Source organism: Hyphococcus formosus (genome assembly GCF_046736345.1).
GTDB classification, from domain to species: Bacteria; Pseudomonadota; Alphaproteobacteria; order Caulobacterales; family Parvularculaceae; genus Hyphococcus; species Hyphococcus formosus.
This window is the reverse complement of sequence record NZ_CP157210.1, coordinates 1385290-1404568: the sequence shown is the minus strand read 5'-3', so window position 1 is coordinate 1404568 and position 19279 is coordinate 1385290. Positions and strand designations below refer to the sequence as shown.

General features: G+C 49.1%; 6 protein-coding genes. 3 read left to right on the top strand and 3 right to left on the bottom strand.

Going from position 1 to position 19279, the window contains the following annotated elements:
- Positions 1-31 precede the first annotated feature (31 nt).
- The gene (locus ABFZ83_RS06405; RefSeq protein ID WP_411818607.1) at positions 32-13426 is read left to right on the top strand and encodes a filamentous haemagglutinin family protein; all 13395 of its coding nucleotides are present in this window, start codon (positions 32-34) and stop codon (positions 13424-13426) included.
- A 68-nt stretch (positions 13427-13494) separates the two neighbouring features.
- Positions 13495-14244: a SapC family protein gene (locus ABFZ83_RS06400; protein WP_411818606.1), complete on the top strand. Its 750-nt coding sequence runs from the start codon at positions 13495-13497 to the stop codon at positions 14242-14244.
- A 537-nt stretch (positions 14245-14781) separates the two neighbouring features.
- On the opposite strand, the gene ABFZ83_RS06395 is transcribed toward ABFZ83_RS06400, so the two are convergent.
- The 3 genes from ABFZ83_RS06395 to ABFZ83_RS06385 all read right to left on the bottom strand — a co-directional run bounded on the left by ABFZ83_RS06395 (position 14782) and on the right by ABFZ83_RS06385 (position 17930).
- Positions 14782-15930, bottom strand: coding sequence for a carbohydrate porin (locus ABFZ83_RS06395; RefSeq protein ID WP_411818605.1), 1149 nt, complete (start codon positions 15928-15930; stop codon positions 14782-14784).
- A gap of 76 nt (positions 15931-16006) precedes the next feature.
- Positions 16007-17305 carry a putative porin gene (locus tag ABFZ83_RS06390; RefSeq protein WP_411818604.1) on the bottom strand — a complete coding sequence of 433 codons (1299 nt, stop codon included), beginning with the start codon at positions 17303-17305 and terminating at the stop codon, positions 16007-16009.
- 151 nt (positions 17306-17456) lie between these two features.
- The gene (locus ABFZ83_RS06385) at positions 17457-17930 is read right to left on the bottom strand and encodes a hypothetical protein (protein WP_411818603.1); all 474 of its coding nucleotides are present in this window, start codon (positions 17928-17930) and stop codon (positions 17457-17459) included.
- A 372-nt stretch (positions 17931-18302) separates the two neighbouring features.
- Here ABFZ83_RS06385 and ABFZ83_RS06380 point away from each other — a divergent pair, with 372 nt between their 5' ends.
- Positions 18303-19271, top strand: coding sequence for an alpha/beta hydrolase fold domain-containing protein (locus ABFZ83_RS06380; protein WP_411818602.1), 969 nt, complete (start codon positions 18303-18305; stop codon positions 19269-19271).
- Positions 19272-19279 lie beyond the last annotated feature (8 nt).

Here is a 19279-nt window from a genome sequence, read left to right as displayed (position 1 = left end):
ACGCATCAATATTGTAATCAGGAATCTCGTCATGTTGTCTAATGCCGTTAAGAGTTCACGTCGGTTTTCAACGAAAACGCTCAAACTGAGCTCAAGTATTCTCGCATTTGCTGCAGCCAGTGTGGTTGTTCCGGTATCTGCGTCCGCAGAAACACCCTTCGGTACAATGGTTGGAATGCAGGCCGGTCGCACAATAGGGGCGAATGGACAAGTGTCGCAGTGGACCGGAGCAAATCGGCCCATCATTGGCACAGAGGGTGATCGGCATTTGATGACGATCGAACAAACCGAAGCGAAGGCGGTACTTGATTGGGAAGATTTCCGTCTGAAGACAGATGAGATTCTTGAGTTTCAGCAAGCGTCATCAGATTGGATCGCTGTGAATCGGGTTCATGGCGATCACGCTGCGACAGTTGATGGCGAGATTCGCGCCCTTGGATCTGTTTATATATTCAATGACAATGGCGTTCTTATTGGTGATGACGCTCAGATCAATACGCGTCAGCTTGTTGTTGGGAGCGGCGTTAGTGATGTCGACGTAGATGGTGACACCACGACTTTTGTGCAAAGCCAGAAACGTGCGGATCTTCAATGGAAAAAGTTCGAAGTCGAAACCGATAATATTCTGAAGTTCGAACAACAATCAGAAGACTGGTTGGTATTCAATCGTGATCTGACTGAACCCACGGATGTTACAAATGATACTCAAAGACGTAATGCCAACGCTGTAATCGATGGTCGTATCGAAGCCACTGGGACGGTCGTCATCAATGATGAAACTGGATTCAATATTTCTGAGGGTGCGGAAATAGACGCTGGGCGCTATTTCCTAACACAGGGTATTGCGGATGTTGTAATCGCTGATGGCGATGTGACCATCACACAAAACCGCGAAAGAGCGGTCATTAGTTGGAGCGATATGAATCTCGCTTCCGATGCTACCTTTGAGTTGAAACAAAGTGAGGCGGATTGGATTGCAGTCAGTCGCGATCTGTCGGGAGATGTGGTCAATCTTGGCGGTACGATCAATGCGAATGGATCCATTGTTCTAATCGGACGCGAAGGATTAGTAATTGCCGGCGAGATCAATGCACAACAGGTCGTAGCTTCTTCTCTCGAAATTCAAGACGATGCTTTTAATGGGTTTTGGAACGTTTCGCGCGGAAATGGACAAGGGCTATTGTCTTTTTCTCGAAGTGCGAACAGCCAACGCGTTAATCCCACATTTAGTAACACGTGGATTTACCCCGAAAGTTCGAGCAGTCCGACACGGTATGATTCTGAGCGCTATTTTAACCTCATCCAAGATCTGCCTACAGCATTTGATGAGAATGACCCACAGCGCTTTTCGGTAACGGTAACGCAATCTGGTGTGATCGAAGCCGGTAATAAGGGCAAAATAATGCTTTTTGGCTCGAATGTTCTGAACCAGGGAATGTTAAGCGTTAAGGACGAGGGACAAATCATCCTGGCGGCCGGCGATAATATTTATATTGATTCAGATGGCGGTGCGGATCTTGATGTATATGTCGGGGCTATCAACAACTTTGATATTCATAGAAACTTTATCAACACTCGGCCATATGCGCCGTCGTTCCTTCAGTGGGACCGAGTCAACTTCGTATATGTCGCAACAGATAGTGTAGTTCCGGCGGAATGGGTTGATTTCGTCGAGGCAGTCACTGGGATAAGGTATGAGGCAGGCGATGTGATGCCCGCGGCCGTCGCGCAGTCGATGGTCGAGAGCGGTGTCTTTGACGGGCGCAATATTGTCGGTGGTCTGATCGGAAAATACATTGCTGATCAGCAGTTACAACGCGCCGAGGAAGTTGGGTTCGTAGCCCGAAACGAAGGAATTATAAACGCCTCTCAGGGCGGAAATGTTGATTTTCGCGGTTTCAATTTGGAGCAGATGGGCGCGATTACTATGACGTCGACTGCGAATTTCCGCAGCGATATTTCTTTCGAAGCGTGGATGCGTGACTATAAGGACTATCAAAACACGTCCGGACCATTTGTGCTTGGAAACGGTACAGTTGTTTTTGGTGAAGGTTCTCTAACGCAGATCACGCCGGATCTTAATGCGCTGGATACTATACCGCTTACCGAAGGCGCGCAGTCGGTCGGATCGATTGTATTGCATGCGGGTCGAGCGCATATGGAGCGCGATTCGATCATCAATATGCCTTCAGGCGAGATCAGTTTCTATCTTGATCGCGATCACAACATTCTCGACCCAATTGGTTCAGGGCGTAATTCTAACAACGAAGATGGTTCGCGTTTCCTAATGGATAGCGGTGCAACCATTGACCTATCAGGGTGGGAAATAACCCGTTCGATGGAGAGCAATCAGGTAACCGGTACGGTTTACGTTGCGGAGTTAAAAAATTCTCCCGTTCAGAAAGACGGCCCGCTATATCGCAAAGAGATTAGCGTAGATCGGCGCTTCGGCACGAATATCGTCGATTGGGAAAATTTCGACAACGAGACTGAGGTCGGTCTGGAGCAACTGCTCACGGAAGGCGGGAAGTTTTTCTTAGCTTCCGGTGATGATCTGATTATGAAATCGGGATCAGTGATCGACGTCTCTGGCGGTTCGATTACGTACGAAGATGGATTTGTCTATACAACTATGCTCCGCCGGTTAGACGGAACGGTAATCGATATCCGTGAAGCCGACCCGGACGAAGTTTATATGGGGTTGGCGGATCAATGGGTTGATTATGATACGAAGTGGGGACTGCAAACAACCTACTATATCCCGCTCGTTTCTTCTTCGCGTGGTCAGTATGAAGAAAGTTATGTAGAAGGTAGCGATGCCGGTTCGATAAAAATATTCGCACCCGATAGCTTGCTCCAAGGTACATTTCTGGGTGGTGTTACGGTTGGAGAATATCAGCGGAATAACATGCCGGTTGGGGGGAGCTTCGTTCTCAATGAGGTGACGGAAACCGAACGGGAATATATTAGCAGCCGGGTTCTGATTACTAAGATCGAGGATTTACTCGGAGATTCTTTCGGTCTGATAGACTCTCTTGCCGATCAGTATGGCGTACTGTTCGGAGAGGAAGTTGAGCCGGACGATCTCGATTATTCAGACAAATTCTGGCGTCGCGACAACACGACTCTTCTTTCCGAAGCACTGTTCGACCGCTCGACGATGGGATCTTATCAGATCAATCAATACCATACGCTTGAAACCCCCGCACCCGTGGAGACCGGGTATAGTGCGCTCGATGGTTTTTATACTGCTGTTGAGAGTGGGGTTGTTCTAGATCTAGCGCAAGGTGCTTCATTTGACCTCAACACGACTTCGTCAGTCAATTTCCTCGGTTCGGTTTTGACTGAAGGTGGTGATGTTTCGATTAAAGGTCAGGGAATTATTTTTGGTGCGGATAGTTTCATCGACACGAGTGCGAAGTGGTACACCGATTACGAACTCTACGATGAAGTTACGATCGCGGCGGAGCCACGTATCGATGCGGGTGATATCTCTCTTACGAGTTTCCACGGTAGCTGGGTGAATTCTGCAGACGAAGTAAAGTTCATCTTACCAGAAACGATGAAGATTACGGCAAATGGTGGCGGCTGGTTGGACCGCGATGGCGTGCTATCCGGTGGAACAGGAGGTGACATAACAATCACCAACTTCATGCATGTTGATGATGAAGTTGATTTCAGCGCTATCCATAACGCCACTGCGTATGGCCTCGGTGGTAATGGTGGCTTCGCATTGGAAACAAGTGGCGAGATTATCATCGGAGATGAATTGCCTGACGATCTAGGTGATCGCAAAGTCGCGCAATTCCTGACACCAGGTTTCTTTGAAAATCTCGCGTTCTCTTCGGTGCGTTTCTTCAGTGGTGGGCTAACTGTTGTTGAGAACACCCGATTAAAAGCTACGCAAGAGACAATGCAAATTGCTCAAGCGACTTTGGAGGGTGCCGTACCGAAGGCGTGGACCACTCCTTCTGGAAGTGACATTCTGGATGTGACGACCACTGGCTACGTCCAGCCGGGATTGCGCCCGGCCGGTCAACGAAATGGCGTTGATCTTTTGCTCAACGTAATTGGCGAAGAGGTAAAGGTCGATCTTACGGCATTCTTCCCCGCTATCAGCGATGCACCCGGTACGGTTACCGGCGCGATTGTCGAAGCTGGTGCCCATGTCGAGGTCAATCCCGGCGGTTCTATCGTTGCCGATGTGGTCGGCGGTACATTATTGGCACCAGCTGGTTTCATTAGTGTTGGTGAGGCACTTTCGGGTGCGAAGATCCTTGCGCCGGGTGCAGTACGCATTACGGAACGCTTAACCGATAGAACCGGCAGAGAGCTTCTGGCAGGAGAGGTCCTCGACGGGGGGATAATATCCGGGAACTATCGCACCGGTAATTTGGTTGTTGGTGAAGATGTCGTCTTCGACGTATCCGGCACAAGTGCTGACCTCGATATCGCGACATTTAGTGATGGTTCGATTATACGCCGTAAGCAAACGATTTCCTCAAACGGTGGAACGCTAAGTTTTGTTGGTAACAGTATCGATATTGATAACGCTGTTCTATTGGCTCATGCGGGCGGTGAAGGGGCGCGTGGTGGTACCTTTGATTTCACCTGGTCGGCTCGTGGAGCAGGCGCATCGATAGGGCCAAGAGCTTCACATTTGGTCAATCGCCTTATCAGCGGAACATGGAACCTAAAAGAAGGCTATCTGTCTGACGATGGCAGACCTTATGTTTACTCTTTGGTTGGCGTTGATTTGAGTACCGTCGACTTCGGTGACTATAGCCATATTTATGCGGGCATAAATTTCGACGAAGAGACCTACCTTCCGGATGATCTCGTTGCCTACGCCCAGACATTGGATGCCTGGATCGATGCGGCCGAGAATGCCCCAACACCGATGTTCTTCATTGGTGATGTTGAAATTGATCGGGTAATGCCAGCCCCACCTCCATTGATTGATGAGACATTTTTGCCGCTTTTTGAAGCGAACGGATTTGAGATGCCGACATTGGCAGAAGTCGTACCTCAGACCTCACTTTCCCCGTCAAATATTAACGCCGGTGGATTCTCGTCGGTCAATATTGCGGCAAGTGATGGCGGTATCGTTTTTGCCGGTGAGTCTGTTCTGGGTGAACGCGTTGAAGGTGGTTCGTATTCGTTATTTTCAGTCGAGCTCTCTGCTAAAAATTTCTACAGCGTCGAAGGCGCAAGTTTCACGGCGAATGCGGAAAATATCCTATTGACCGAAATTGGCGGTCTACGTGGACAAGTTCTTAGCGATTCGAATTTTGACAATGATCGGTATGAAGCAGCGCTCGTCGAGTTGGGCGTATCTGACACTCTTGAAGATACCTCGTTCACACTGCAGGCTGGTACCGTTCTTAACTCAACCGGTGCAAACTTTACTGGTTTTGAAAATGTAAACCTATTTAGCGATGGTGATATTCGTTTTGCGCCGACCGTATTCGATACGTTCGAAGTGCCAGCCGGTACAATAGAAACAGCCCGGAATCTGACACTCAAAGCCGACCAGACTTATGTTGCTTCCGGTCGAGAAATGACACTGGATGCCGGACATTCGATTATCGTCCTGGCGCAAGATGAAGATGATGCATTCAGCAATGCTTCTCCGCTAGAAGGGGCCGCACAGCTGACTCTACGCGCTACGCGTATCACGCAAGGGGGTGTGCTCCGGTCACCGCTAGGCGCTATTTCGCTTGAAGCTTATGATGATGGCTCAGAAGGGAGCGATACAATTCAATTGATTCCGGGCTCAATTACATCTGTCTCGGCTGACGGAAATGTGATTCCCTATGGTGCTTTAAGAGATGGCGATACTTGGGTTGACCCATTCAGCAGGCTGGAACTTTCCTATTTGCCAGATCGCAACGTCACTATAAGCGCTGACAAGGTACATCTGGAAGACAGTGCGATTGTTGATGTTTCCGGTGGCGGTGATTTATTAGCGTACGAGTTTGTTCCGGGAATCGGTGGTTCCAACGATTGGCTATCTGGTTATCGTGACCAAAATTATAATTGGGTTGCAGATAATTCTGAGATTTTTGCGATCCTGCCAGGATATGAAACAGATGTTACACCAATCGGTACTGAAAATGGGTATACGGTCGAAAACCTAGGAAAAATTTATTTATCTGGTGCAAATGGATTGCCTGAGGGTGAATATACGTTGTTGCCAGCGCGATATGCGATTTTGCCGGGTGCCTATCGCGTCACCGCGAAGCACCATTACGGCGAATTCGCGGATATGCCGCTCGGTCAGTCAGCACCCAAGCCTGATGGGTCGGTGGTTCAAGCTGGATACCGCCTTATTACGAATGGTGATGGGACAGTTAAATATAGAGATCCGCGAACTGCTGGCTATCTTGTTATGCCGCAAGCAACATTGGGTGCCCGGTCTACATATAATGTTGGTTTAGCGAATACATTCTTCGATTCTGAGGGTTTCCTCCGGAATTCATTACGAAGCAACACATCCAATCTTGGAGTCCCACGGACTCCGAATGACGGAGGAGGTGTTGTACTTTTGGCTGGATCCGAGTTGACGCTAAATGGCAAAGTAGATGTTTCACCATCTGATGGCAAACGAAGTGGATATGTTGATATCGCGGCGGACCGTCTTGTTGTAACAAGCGAAGACACAGACAGTGATGCGTATGCAAACTATTTACAACTTAACGCCGAAAGTCTTGAAAGCCTCGGGGCGAATAGTTTGCTGCTAGGTGGCATTCGCGGACAGAATGAGAATGGCGCGACGATCACCACGGTCTCTAATGACGTTATACTTGATACCGCTGGAACGACGCTTTCCGGTAAGGATATGATCTTTGTCGCGTCCTCGAATATTGAAGTAAAATCGGGAACGACAATTGAGGCGACCGGTGAGATGAGTGATGGCACAGATCGTTACGAAATGATCGCTTCGGCCCCCTTATTGATCGACGATAAAGGGACCAGCTACACAAATGATGATGAGATCATCCATGGAAGTCTTGATTTTGGTGCAATCTTGCACGTTTCCGCCGGTGAGAGAGCCGAGTTCGTTAGAGACGCAGAGGCTATCGAAGCCACACGAGACTTAATTGCAAACCCATCACTTCTTGCGGAAATCAATACGGTTCGCGACGCCCTAGGCCTTGTGTTGATTAGTGCTGATAACGGCAAGATCTCAATTGAAGATGGTGCATCATTAATCAGTGAACGGTCTATTGCTATTGATGGAACCGCAGATACCTCCCTTGCCGAGGGAGCGACAATTAGTACCGAGCAGCTCACAGCCGCGGCTTCCCGTATTAGCCTTGGTGATGTCTCTGGGGTAAGTGACGGGCTAGTGTTTAGTGGCAGCGCCGCGAATGCGTTGGCGACGGCAGCTGACCTTTCCTTGAAAAGCTATAGTAGTATTGATCTCTACGGCGGCGTTGGGTTTCATACCACCGGCGATTTGACGCTGGACTCGCGGGAGATTCATATCATCGATAGTGACGGTGGGGAAACGACAATCCGTGCCGAAAACTTGACCATTGGTAATACAACAGCGGGTGCAGCGGCTACAGCTACGAGTGGGCCTTCAGAGCTTGTGCTCGAAGGCGGGAATATCACGATATCGGGATCGGATAAGGCCATCTCAGGTGTGTCGTCAGTGACGCTTCGTACCGATGGCCAACTTGCCGGAAAGGGCGAGGGGAATTTAAATACGGCAGGTGACCTCTCCGTAGATGCGGGGGTTTTGACCGTTAATAATGGTGACCGCCTCGGTCTTATCGCAACTGGTGATATTATTCTCGCAGGACAGAGTGAGCCTGTCACGGGTTCCGCCAATTCGCTTGGCGCGACGCTACAGTTGAAAGGTGCGAGCATCCGTCATGCTGGTCACATTGTACTGAACGGCGGTAATGTTCAAATGCATGCAACTGCCGGGAATGTTGACATTGCCGAGAGTGGTGTGATCGACGTAAGCGGTACTGATATTTCAATCTTTGACCATGAAATCGGGATATCAGGTGGTACCGTTTCTCTGACGTCTGACGATCATGACATTGTAGTTGCGGATAATGCGATCATTAATGTTTCCGGCGGCAACAATGGTGGTAACGCCGGTTTCGTCGAGCTCCGTGTTCCGAATGGAAATATTCAACTTGACGGGGAGATCCGTGGGGACGCCGCAAATGGACAGGCTGGCGGAAGTTTCTCGTTAATCGTTGAGCGGCTTTCAAATCTCGGAGAACTCAACGAAGTTCTGAATAATGCTGGCTTTGATCAAAAGCGTAGTTTTGAAGTTAGCGCTGGCGACGTCACTATTGATGATCGTATTAATGTGCACGAATTCGCCCTTCTAACTAATGATGGATCAATCCTCGTTGATGGAACCATTTCCACCATTGGCACAAATGGTGGCGATATTATCCTTGCAGCGGCTGAGAATATAAACTTCACCGCAAATGGAATTCTGGACGCTTCAGCTAAAGCTGAAAGCGGCAAGGGCGGTACAGTATCGATTTCTACTGCGGGGAGAAACGGTGGTCAGACTGATATGCCTGCTGGTGTTATCGATGTGAGTGGCAACAACGCGCAAGGCGGGAAAGTACATTTCCGTGCGCCACAAGTTGGCGGAAACGACATCGCTATTGGGTCCATTGCTGGCGCTATCAACGGAGCCCGGAGTATTATAGCTGAAGCATTCCGTGCCTACGACAACATCGCGACAATAGACCAGGCAGTAATCGACACGGTTACCGCAGACGCTGACGCGTTTATGACGGCCGCATATGCAAATCATGTCGAAGCCCGCTTGGGGAATGCGACTTTAGTACCCGGCATAGATTTGCGAAATAACGGCGATATGGAACTCGTCACCGATTGGGACCTACACAATATGCGGTATGGTCCAGATAATGTGGCAGGGGTGTTAAGTCTTCGCGCCGCCGGTGATCTTCTTATCAACGGAAATATCAGTGATGGCTTTGATAGTTCGGAACCCAACGCGCAACTGATTGATGGAAATAGCTGGACATTGAACCTCGTTGCAGGCGCAAATATCGATAGCCCGCTGGTCAATGCGCTGTTGAACTACAATGGTTCAACAATGGACAGTGGATCAATTATTATTGGCGGTGCGAGTGATCCTTTGGAGATTATTCGTCTTGACCCGAATAATTATGACATGTCGCAAATCATCGGAGATCCGAACACAACGGAGGACTATTACGCTGGTTGGATTAAGTTGCGCTCCGCGTTCTTTTACCACTTCGGAAAAGACATGGACAACACCGATCCAGAATACGCGTACTTCTCTGATCTATGGAGTAGGTTCCGTGCCGGAACGATCACAGAGGAATATGCTTATAACGATTTTGTTGCCTATTTGATCGCGAATAATCCGAAATTCTTGGCGGATGCTAGCTACAATGACTCGTTCATAAACCTGCTTGCGAACGCATACGGATCACGCGCAGATATGTCGCCGGCAGATCAAGCGGAATTCGACCGCATCATGAACGATACTCTAGGTGGTACATACACCTATGAGGAAGGTTTCGTTCAATTCGCGGTGTTCCTCTACAACAATTACCCAGTAGTCTTTAAGGATTCTCTAGGTTACGTGCCGCAAACAGAACCAACGCCGGCTGCGCCATATTATTTGCGCGTGAACGGTGTCGAAAGCGCGCTATACAACGTCAATCCAGACGGGACGCTAGGTGCTGAACTCGATCGCGATTTTGATACTGGCTACTACATTGATCCAGTAACAAATATGCTAATTCAGTACGAAGCAGGTGAAAACGATTACACGGATACTTCCTATTATGCGCGCAGTCCGCTTCCTTGGATTGTCGGTGCCCGTTCGGGGGACTATGACGACGCGGTTGAGCACGGACAGGTCTATAATCCGACTGGCTTTTTGGTTCGAACTGGTAATGGCGATATCAATATCCATGCGGATAATGATTTAGTTCTGGAACAGCGCCCATCCGTAATCTATACGGCAGGTTCGCGTGCGGCCGACATTCCCTTTAACAATTCGCTCGAGCCGGAAATGATGTTCGGTGAGAATGGTGGCGATATCAACATCAACGTTGGTGATGATATTTTGGCCAATACCGATAGCCCACAAACGCCAGTCGGTTGGATGCGGTCGCTGAAGGAACGCTATTCGTATCCGCATCGTCTCGGTCATTGGTATGTTGATTATAGTCAGTACCAAGCAGGTATTGGTGCTCTTGGTGGTGGTGATATATCTATCGTCGCGGGCGGAGATATCCGTAATCTGGGTGTTTCTTCACCAACAAACGGTCGGATTTCCGGTGACGGCAGTGTAGCAGAACCCTATACGCTTACCGAACTCGGTGGCGGCGATGTTGAAGTCACTGCCGGTGGGGATATTCTTGGTGGCGTCTTCACGGTGATGAAAGGCGACGCCAAAATCACGGCTTCGGGCTCGTTTAAGTCATCGAGCCATGTAGAGGAGTACGAATATGATATTGTCGATGGAGATCCGATTTACCCGCTGAATTGTGAGTTCGGTGATCGGAATTGTTCAGTCAATATTTCCGGTAAAGGTGCGCTTCGGAAGTTCGATCTTTATACAATGGTCTATGCGTCAGACGCTAATATTCGCATTGCGAGTGGTGGCGACCTTGACCTCGAAGCCGTGATGGACCCCTTGTTGAGCGCTGTTTACACGTTAGACGATGATGGTCGTTATGATGCGAACAAGGTTGCGTTTTTCAACAGCTACTCCGAAGATGCCTCGGTTGAACTGTTCTCGGCTGGCGGTGATCTCACAGTACACAATAATCACAAAAATGTAGAAGGCGCGAACCGGTTCAGTATCCTTCAACCGTTCCATTACGAAGAACGCAGTAGGGATATTAATACTCAAGAAGCGACCTACAATAACGCAACGGGAATGATCGAGTACTGGCCTGGGATCGTAAGTATGGTTGCGGCAGGCGGAGACATTTCTGTCCTTGGTGGTATGAAGCTGGCACCATCAGCGATCGGTACTTTGGAAATTATTGCGGGCGAGAGCGTAACAATCGGACAGTATGATCAGGTTGATCTTGCAGCGCCGAGAACAAAATTTGACCCCGAATGGTACTTGCATCGGTTCGAAAATAATTTCCGGAACATTGTAACCGGTATCACGATGGGGAATTGGGTCTACGATCTACCGATCCTGGTCGGTGAACCGACCGATGTAGGTCCATTCACGCCGAACCTTCACGATGGCGATCAAACCCCAAGCAAGATCTACGCGGGTAATGGTGATCTAAACGCGATGGCGGGCGTTAGTTTACCGGAAGCCCTTTGGGTCAAGGCGGGCGAAAACATTTATTTCCCGACATTCGACATTCAACACAATCATTCTTCGGATCTGTCGTTGATCAAAGCAGGGGAGGGAATATACTTTTCCGATTACACGCCGGCTGAAAGTGACGGAGACTATTTTGCGGCGAAGAGCCATGTCACGATCGCGGGGCCGGGACGCTTAGAGATTGAATCGGGAGGCGATCTTTGGATCCCGGACAATAGCCAAGGTATCGTATCGCGCCGGAGCACATTGGAAGACGGCGTCACCGTCTGGGCAGGTCACACCGAAACTGCGGATATCGGCATCAGCGTTGGGTATAACCAACTACCCAATTATATGGCTTTTGAAGACGCATACTTCAATCCCGAGACAGTCAACGACATGGCAGAGTTTCTGTTGGCGGAGGTAACCGATGGCGAAAAACTGCCTATCTACCTTTTCGACCGGTTCTATGCACGCGGAAGTGGTGCGGTCACTGAATTGGTTTCGGAAGAAATGGCAGGTGGATTTGTCAATTTCATTCGGACGCTTCAAGGGCTAACCGAACTGAATAGCGAAGCCGATATTCAATCCTATCTGTCTGACGCGTGGGATTATTGGCTGACCCTGCCGGATAGCCAGGTCACTCCATATGATGGCCTGATTCCACGTTTAGCTGCTGCGCAGGCTGATGAAGGGAACCTAAAACCGGAATTCTTCATGCCGGAACGCCGGGAAGGCCTAGTAAATTTTGTCCGTTCCCTGCAGGGGCTTGAAGCTTTAGATAGCGCAGAGGAGCAGTTTGCCTATCTTCCGGATGCCATCGCATTCTGGAACGAACTTCCGATTGAACACAAAACATCGTTCTATCGTGATGTTCTGTTCCTCGAAATGCGGACCGCAAGTCGCGAAGCAAATGATTTCGAAAATGATCGGTTTGGTTCAGCAAACCGTGGGTATGACGCGATCGCTACGCTTTATCCCGGTGCCGAAAAAGCGGCCGATGAAACACTCAACGACGGTGATAGCCGCTGGAAAGGTGATTTTGAAACTTTCGCTAGTCGCATCATCTCCGAGGGTGGTGATGTAAGCGTGGTGGTACCGGGGGGCTTTTTCAGATTAGCAAGTATATCTGCTACGAATGCTCAAACTGGACAGCCGTCTGACGAAGATCAGAATGGTGACGCGCTTCGGTCTGGCATCGTCACTCAAAATGGTGGTGCAGTGAATATCCTTGCCCATGGTGATATTGACGTTAATCAGTCGCGCATTCTTACGACAGAGGGCGGGAACCTGATGATATGGTCATCGTTCGGGAATATCGCCGCCGGTAATGGCGCAAAGACATCACTCTCGCCAGCGACTTATGAATACGCCACTGACGAAATCGCCAACCTCACCCGATCTCCAGCTGGCCTTCCGACAGGGGCGGGGATAGGCACATTGGCGTCAACTGAGGGCACACCGCCCGCTGACGTTGACCTTGTTGCATCATATGGTTTGGTCGATGCTGGTGATGCCGGGGTTCGCGTGTCCGGGAATTTCAATGTATTCGCAATCGAAATTCTTGGAACGGATAATATCGACGTTATCGGTCGTTCAAGCGGTCTACCGGTTCCTCCTGCGGCCCCTCCAACATCGCTGGATGTCGGTGACCTGGGGTCTAAGTCTCTAGCTGCGGGTGATGCTTTGGATGATGCGATTAAAGCGGTTCAAAACAATAACGCTGTCACCTCACCATCACTGATCGAAGTCGAGGTAACAGGCTATGACGATGAGCAATGTGAAGATGATGCTGGTAATGTTGATGGATGCGAAAGCAGCGACAATGGTAATCAACCGTCGCCGACTGAAAATGAAGACGAAGAAGTTTCGTGGTCAGACGAACCAATGACATTTAATATTGCATCCAACGATCTTGATATTGCTGTTAAGGACCTTGGAAAGATCAGCGGATACAACATACTGTATGACGCAGGTACCGTTACAGCCGGTCAAACATCAGGTGTATACGGAACAATGACAATGCAAGACGCGTTCGACCAGCTTCTCGGGGATGCGTTCGTTGCGGTACCCGTCGATCATAAAACGATTATGATCCGTAAAGCCCAATAGACGGGCCTACTTGAGGCGTCAGCTAATATTGGCTGACGCAAGGCGTCTGAGTAAAAGAAAGTAATATTATGAGTAACTCTTCACAGGAAAAACTTCCGTTATTCTACAAAAAGCCCGTCGTTCTCTCTACGAAGGAGCACGCAAATTGGAGAATTCGTGAAGGCGATTATAGTTTCGCCTCTGATACGGTGGTCGCCCCGGTCACCGCGACAGAATTTTCTATGGCGTGCCATGATTATCCAATTCTATTTGCCGGAGAGACTGCGGCGCCGATTGCACTGTTAGGGTTGAAGGGGGAAAACCTCTCAGTGTTAGATGGACAGTGGGATCCATTATTATATATCCCTGCTTATGTTCGACGATACCCATTCGGTAGCATTCAGGTACAATCGGAGAATGCTCCAGTCCTGATGATCGATTCCGCCAGCGAGCGAATAATCAACAGCAATATGAACGACAATCAGGAACCAGAAGGAATTGCTCTGTTCGAAGACGGCAAGCCTTCGGCACCGCTCGAAAATTTGGTGCGCTTTTGTGAACGATTTCACAGCGATGTAATTGTCACCAAGAAATTCGGACAAGCACTGATAGAGGCCGATATATTGGTCGACCGTAGGGCTGACGTTACGCTCCCGGTAAGCGGCGATAAATTAGGTGTTGCCGGATTTAGGATTGTGGACCCTCAACGGTTTGATGCTCTGCCGGAGGCGACAATTCTGGATTGGAATAAAAAGGGCTGGTTAGGTCTGGTCTATTTACACCTTACTTCGATTGATCGTTTTCAGCGATTAATGGGCCGGCAAGCGGAGCGATCATAATAATTACTCTTTGCGCGCTCCAAATTTCCCCACCCTTGCAGGAGCGCTGCTGTGCCCCGCCGGCGGTTTAACGGTCGGCGGGGTCGACTTTTAATACTCCTAATTTTGCGAGGTGTTATCTTACCATCGCAAGCGTGGATAGACCAAAAGTTGGGAGTTAAATGAATGCAACAGATGCGTTTAGCGAATACCTGAACAGGCGGTTAGTCGGAGCCAGCGGTCCGTTTCTGGGGGTATCGTTGTTTGAAGCGGTCTCTGTACGCCATTGGTTTATAAAGTGCGTGAAAGCCAGCTACGATGCCAATCGGAGAGCGCGAATGTTGAAATTGACAATGCATGTTGTTCGGCGAGCTCGCTTACATGTGAAGGCGCCAGGACACAGAGTAAGGCGTTTGAATTTGGGATAAAATCCTGACGGGGTCTGTACCGTATGCGTTACTTAGCGATTACGACGTTCGGCGGTTCAACCTGACCGACATTAATGCCTATTCGGGTCAGCATTGATTTATCGGAAATAGATCTGTTACAGGTGAACTATTATGGCCCCAAACGGAATACGCTACGCAAGCCAAAGGCAAGAACATCTTTCCTTGTGTGGCCATCAGCACCCGGAGAGATAATGTATTGAATGTCCGGTTGGAGTTGAATTCGTTCCGAGATATCGACAGCATAGGTGAGCTCTATCGCGGTCTCATTGGGTAGCGCGAGCGGATCGGTGCGTTTTCGCTCCGCTGATGTTTCTGCGATCGCCACAGCGAGACCGAGCTTGTCACCTTCAAGGAGCGCACTGTTCATGACAACACCAGCCGAGTAAAAAAATTGGAAGTCGTTATGCTGATCGATCGCATTTCCTAACCGTGCAAAAATGGATACCGCGTTAGTATCCTCAAAATGATCGCCGCGGATGACGGCTTCACCTCGTGCATAATAGCCAGCATTGCCGTCGGTTAAATCACCGTCGAAAGTTTCGAAAGAATTTGTGTATCGCCAGTGCCCGGCAATGACCTTGAGCTTGGGTAGTTTATATTCGAGCTCATTAAATATGAGTGCGCCGTCATTCAACGATACGGCTGTCCGCTTCAATGCGTTTGGGTCGCCCGGCGTGGCATCGAGAACTGCCGAGCGAAATGTCCAATTGTCGCTTAGTTTGATGGATGCGCGTGCACCGAGAGAAGTGATCGGGAAAATTGATGGCCCGTTTTCGCCGGTCTGGCCGATTTCAGTGCCGATGCCATGTGCACTATTTATAAATAGTGACGATGTTTCCAGTGCATCGAATTCGGAATTTACGTCATAAAGGCCCGCGCGGAGGGAGACTAATCCATCCCAGAACTCATGTTCGATCCATGCTTCGTAGAGCCGGATGGCCTCAACAGGAGCTTCAATATTGCTGATGACTTGCGCATCACCAGCGAGATCGCCGGAAAAAGCTTCGCCATTATTATAAAGGCCGTAAAGAAAAATTGTGGTATTCGGCATGATGCCAAGTTTGTTGAGATCGAGTTCGAGTGTTGCATCGACATTGTTTAGATAGCGGACCCCGGCTTCGGTGCCACCAGAGACATTTCCCCAAATGTCAGATGTATAATCGAGTTCAAACACGATCGCGGGATCATCGGTATAAGGTTCGACCGGTGCTGCCGCGTTGCTGGCTATCATTGAACCAAGTACAGAGAGAAAAATCATTTTGTTATCCGCTTAATCCGAGATTTGAATTTCGTGTTGTTTTCTATCAATTGCCTGATGGTACTTTTGGGCCGAGCTAAAATTTCGCCATAAGGTTCAGGCGAAGCCGGTTTCGCCATTCGGTTCCTTCCCCGAAGGGTGCGAATTGCATGTCTTTCAATCGGTAATGGTAAAGGCTGCCATTGAAATAGAGCGATGAGGACAGCGCATAGTCGAATGTCAGGCTATGCAGGATATAGTTTGTGCCAAAATCGATATTATCCTGTGCAAAAGCTGCGATCGTCGAATCGACGTCCGACTCTGCGTAGCCATACGAATAGCGGCTGTCGCCTCGGCGGGACAATTTGCCAGCGCGTAAATCGATTCCGAATGAATCGTCTGTATGGGTGCCGTTTGTTCGTATGGCACCAAAATTATGAGAATAATCGCCGCTGATTTCGAGGGGCCATTGCTCGGATATTGTCCAATTCGCGCGCGCGATTAGGGATAAAATCTCGAAATTCGATAAAAAGGCACCGTTTAGATATCGATTTGTGCGAATATCACCTAGGTCCGCATTATTCGTATTGTGCAAGCGATAATCGTAATATCCGATAGACAAATGCGTTCGGAAAGATGGCTGAAATTGATGAACCAATTCAATCTGTCCACCAACCATTGCTGCGTCTTCTCCTACAGGTTCTTCGTCTATAAGGAAAACAAGAGTATGCGCCTTTAGACTATCCGATTCCGATTCGAGCAAATCAAAACTACCGCTTATCCCTTGCGGATTTACATCGCCGTCCCAAATTCTATCTGTCCGATCGAATGGGTTCGAAAACTTGCCAGCGACGAGGTTCAGACCGCCCAACTGCGATCGAATATACGCTTTGTCCAAACTGACTTGAAAGTCATCGACGAAATTAGAAAGGGTAATATCGCCGCTATTTGGGTCATCGGGATCGCCAGTGCTGAGTTGCCCACCCAATGCAATGTGATCGTTCACGAGATATTTTGCACGTAGCCTTGCGCGCAAAGCACCGCGAGAACGGTTGTAGTCATCATGGCTTGAAAAATTGGCCTCGTAGCGAACGCGCATATCGCCGCCCAAGGAAAGCCGAATTTGAGAAGCTTTAGGTTGCGGGGGTTCTTTGGGGCGCGGTTTTAGCTGAGCAACCTTAATTATCTCTGGATGATGTTCAGATGCGGATTCGCTCTGCGTTAGCCGGCCCTCTAACTCATTAATGCGGTCATCCAACTCTAATTGAAGTTGCTGTAGCGATTGTAATTCGTCACGGATTTGCGCAATTTCCGCCGGACCTTGCGCCATTGCCGGATAGGTAATCGCGCAGCCAATGGCGAAAACGCACTTTGCTATATGATGGTTCTTAGTCATTGGAATAAGCGACCTCGAACTGCTTCTGTGAGCGTTTGGTTGAACATACATGACGAAAAAAATAGCAAACGGAATAAGTGAACAGTAAGGTTCGAGGCGATGAGAATCATGGGGCGCTCGGTTTAGGAGACACGCCCCACGATTTCTTCAATTAGTCGAGTGACGACAGAAAAGCGCCAGCTGACGTCGGTCCGTATGCGAATGTATCGCTATGTTCGGCGATATTTTCACGGAAGGAGATGAAAAACTTCGCGCCAGAGGGAAGGTCGAGATCGTCCCAAGCTTTGTTGAGTGCTTCTTTATGTTCCGGCGGTGTGCTGGCAGGCTGAATTAGCATGAAGTCCCAGTTCGCTCCGTCGCTATGAACATAGAGTTGTCGTGGCGGTAAGCCCGCACGCTCATTGGCCTCGTCAAAGCTTTCGATCGCCTCTAGGAATGCCTTGTGTTTACCAGGGGCAATTCGGTAAATTTCGATAAGGACTTTATTCGGCCGTGTTTGTGCTTTTGCCTTATCCGTCTCAAGCGCTGATGCGGTCGGTGCAACGATACTGGTTAGGATAAATGCGCTGAAAAGGGTGCGTAAAAAAAGATGAAGAGAATGTTGCCGGTGCCGTACACGTTTCATTTTGGTTCCCAGTTTTGATGTCTATAAGCTGGGAAAAGCATAGCTATAATTCATGTTGTGCCGCTGTCGGGTTTGGGCAAAAAACTGCATTTAACGGGCGCGTTGACAGCGAATGTACGGGGCAAAGCAACATAACGTTCCGTCAATTCATTCAATGGCATGCTGGCAGGGCCGAGGTAAGGCTTTTGCGCTTGCGAGATCAAGGAAGGGATCAAGTGTGGCGGCAGCGTTGGCGGGGCAGCGATTTCGTCGCGGCCCAAAGTAGCCTTTAAATGACCCTTTTACATATGTAGGCCAAGAGAATGTTTGCGCTATTTAGCAATCACAAGACATTTATTTTGTCGGCGTGATTGAAAGATAAATAGCGTTTATATGCAGGAAAAAATTAGTAGCTCTCCTTCGGTTGATCCGGAAATTCAGCAATTTGTTTCAGACATTCTGGCGGGCGGCAGTGTTGATAATGCGGCGCATTCTTTAAGCCTGAACGAACAGCGGGCATTAGCCGAAAAATTAAGAGAACGATGGACCGCTGGCGGGCCGGAGGTCGCGCGCGATGATCGTTCAATCGAAACGACCGAAGGAACGATCGGCATAAGAATTATACGACCAGCTAACCTTCGTGAGAAATGTGCTGGCCTTGTTTATTTGCATGGCGGCGGATTTACGTATTTCAGTCTCGATACACATGACCGATTGATGCGCGAATATGCACATCGTGCTGGTGTTGTCGTTATCGGTATTGATTATTCCTTGTCTCCGGAATTCAAATATCCAACGGCGCTCAATGAAACCGTCTCGGTCATTGATTGGCTCAGTGAAAATGCAACGGAACTGGGTATAGACAAACGCCGCCTGGCGATGGCAGGCGATTCCGCTGGTGCAAATCTGTGTGTTGCGACGTGTTTAATGTATCGCGAGCAAATAGGGCCATCGCCAATCAAGGCCCTTATTTTAAACTATGGATTTTTCGAACTCGATAAATCGACAGAATCCCATCGGCTCTATGGCGGTGCAGGGGAATTACTCACTTCTGAAGAACTGCAAATGTATTGGGACAATTATGTTGGCGAGACGGCTTTTACTGAAGAGCCACTGGCGTTCCCGATGGCGGCCCGCTTGGATGCCATGCCGCCAAGTTATCACGTTATTCCCGCTTGCGACCCATTGGCCGATAGCAATAAACGGATGGTCGAAAAAATGATCCTTGCAGGGAATGATGTAGAGTTCTCAATTTACGAAACGGCGACGCATAGTTTTCTCGAAGCTGTGTCTATTTCCAAACTCGCAGATGAAGCCTTGCAGCTATCATCTGACTGGCTTTCGAAGAAACTATACTCCTAAAAGGTAAG

Excerpts from the sequence above, each read along its gene's own strand:
- ABFZ83_RS06390 (WP_411818604.1), bottom strand. The coding sequence starts at position 17,305 with ATGACTAAGAACCATCATATAGCAAAGTGCGTTTTCGCCATTGGCTGC.
- ABFZ83_RS06380 (WP_411818602.1), top strand. The coding sequence starts at position 18,303 with ATGCAGGAAAAAATTAGTAGCTCTCCTTCGGTTGATCCGGAAATTCAG.
- ABFZ83_RS06385 (WP_411818603.1), bottom strand. The coding sequence starts at position 17,930 with ATGAAACGTGTACGGCACCGGCAACATTCTCTTCATCTTTTTTTACGC.
- ABFZ83_RS06395 (WP_411818605.1), bottom strand. The coding sequence starts at position 15,930 with ATGATTTTTCTCTCTGTACTTGGTTCAATGATAGCCAGCAACGCGGCA.
- ABFZ83_RS06405 (WP_411818607.1), top strand. The coding sequence starts at position 32 with ATGTTGTCTAATGCCGTTAAGAGTTCACGTCGGTTTTCAACGAAAACG.
- ABFZ83_RS06400 (WP_411818606.1), top strand. The coding sequence starts at position 13,495 with ATGAGTAACTCTTCACAGGAAAAACTTCCGTTATTCTACAAAAAGCCC.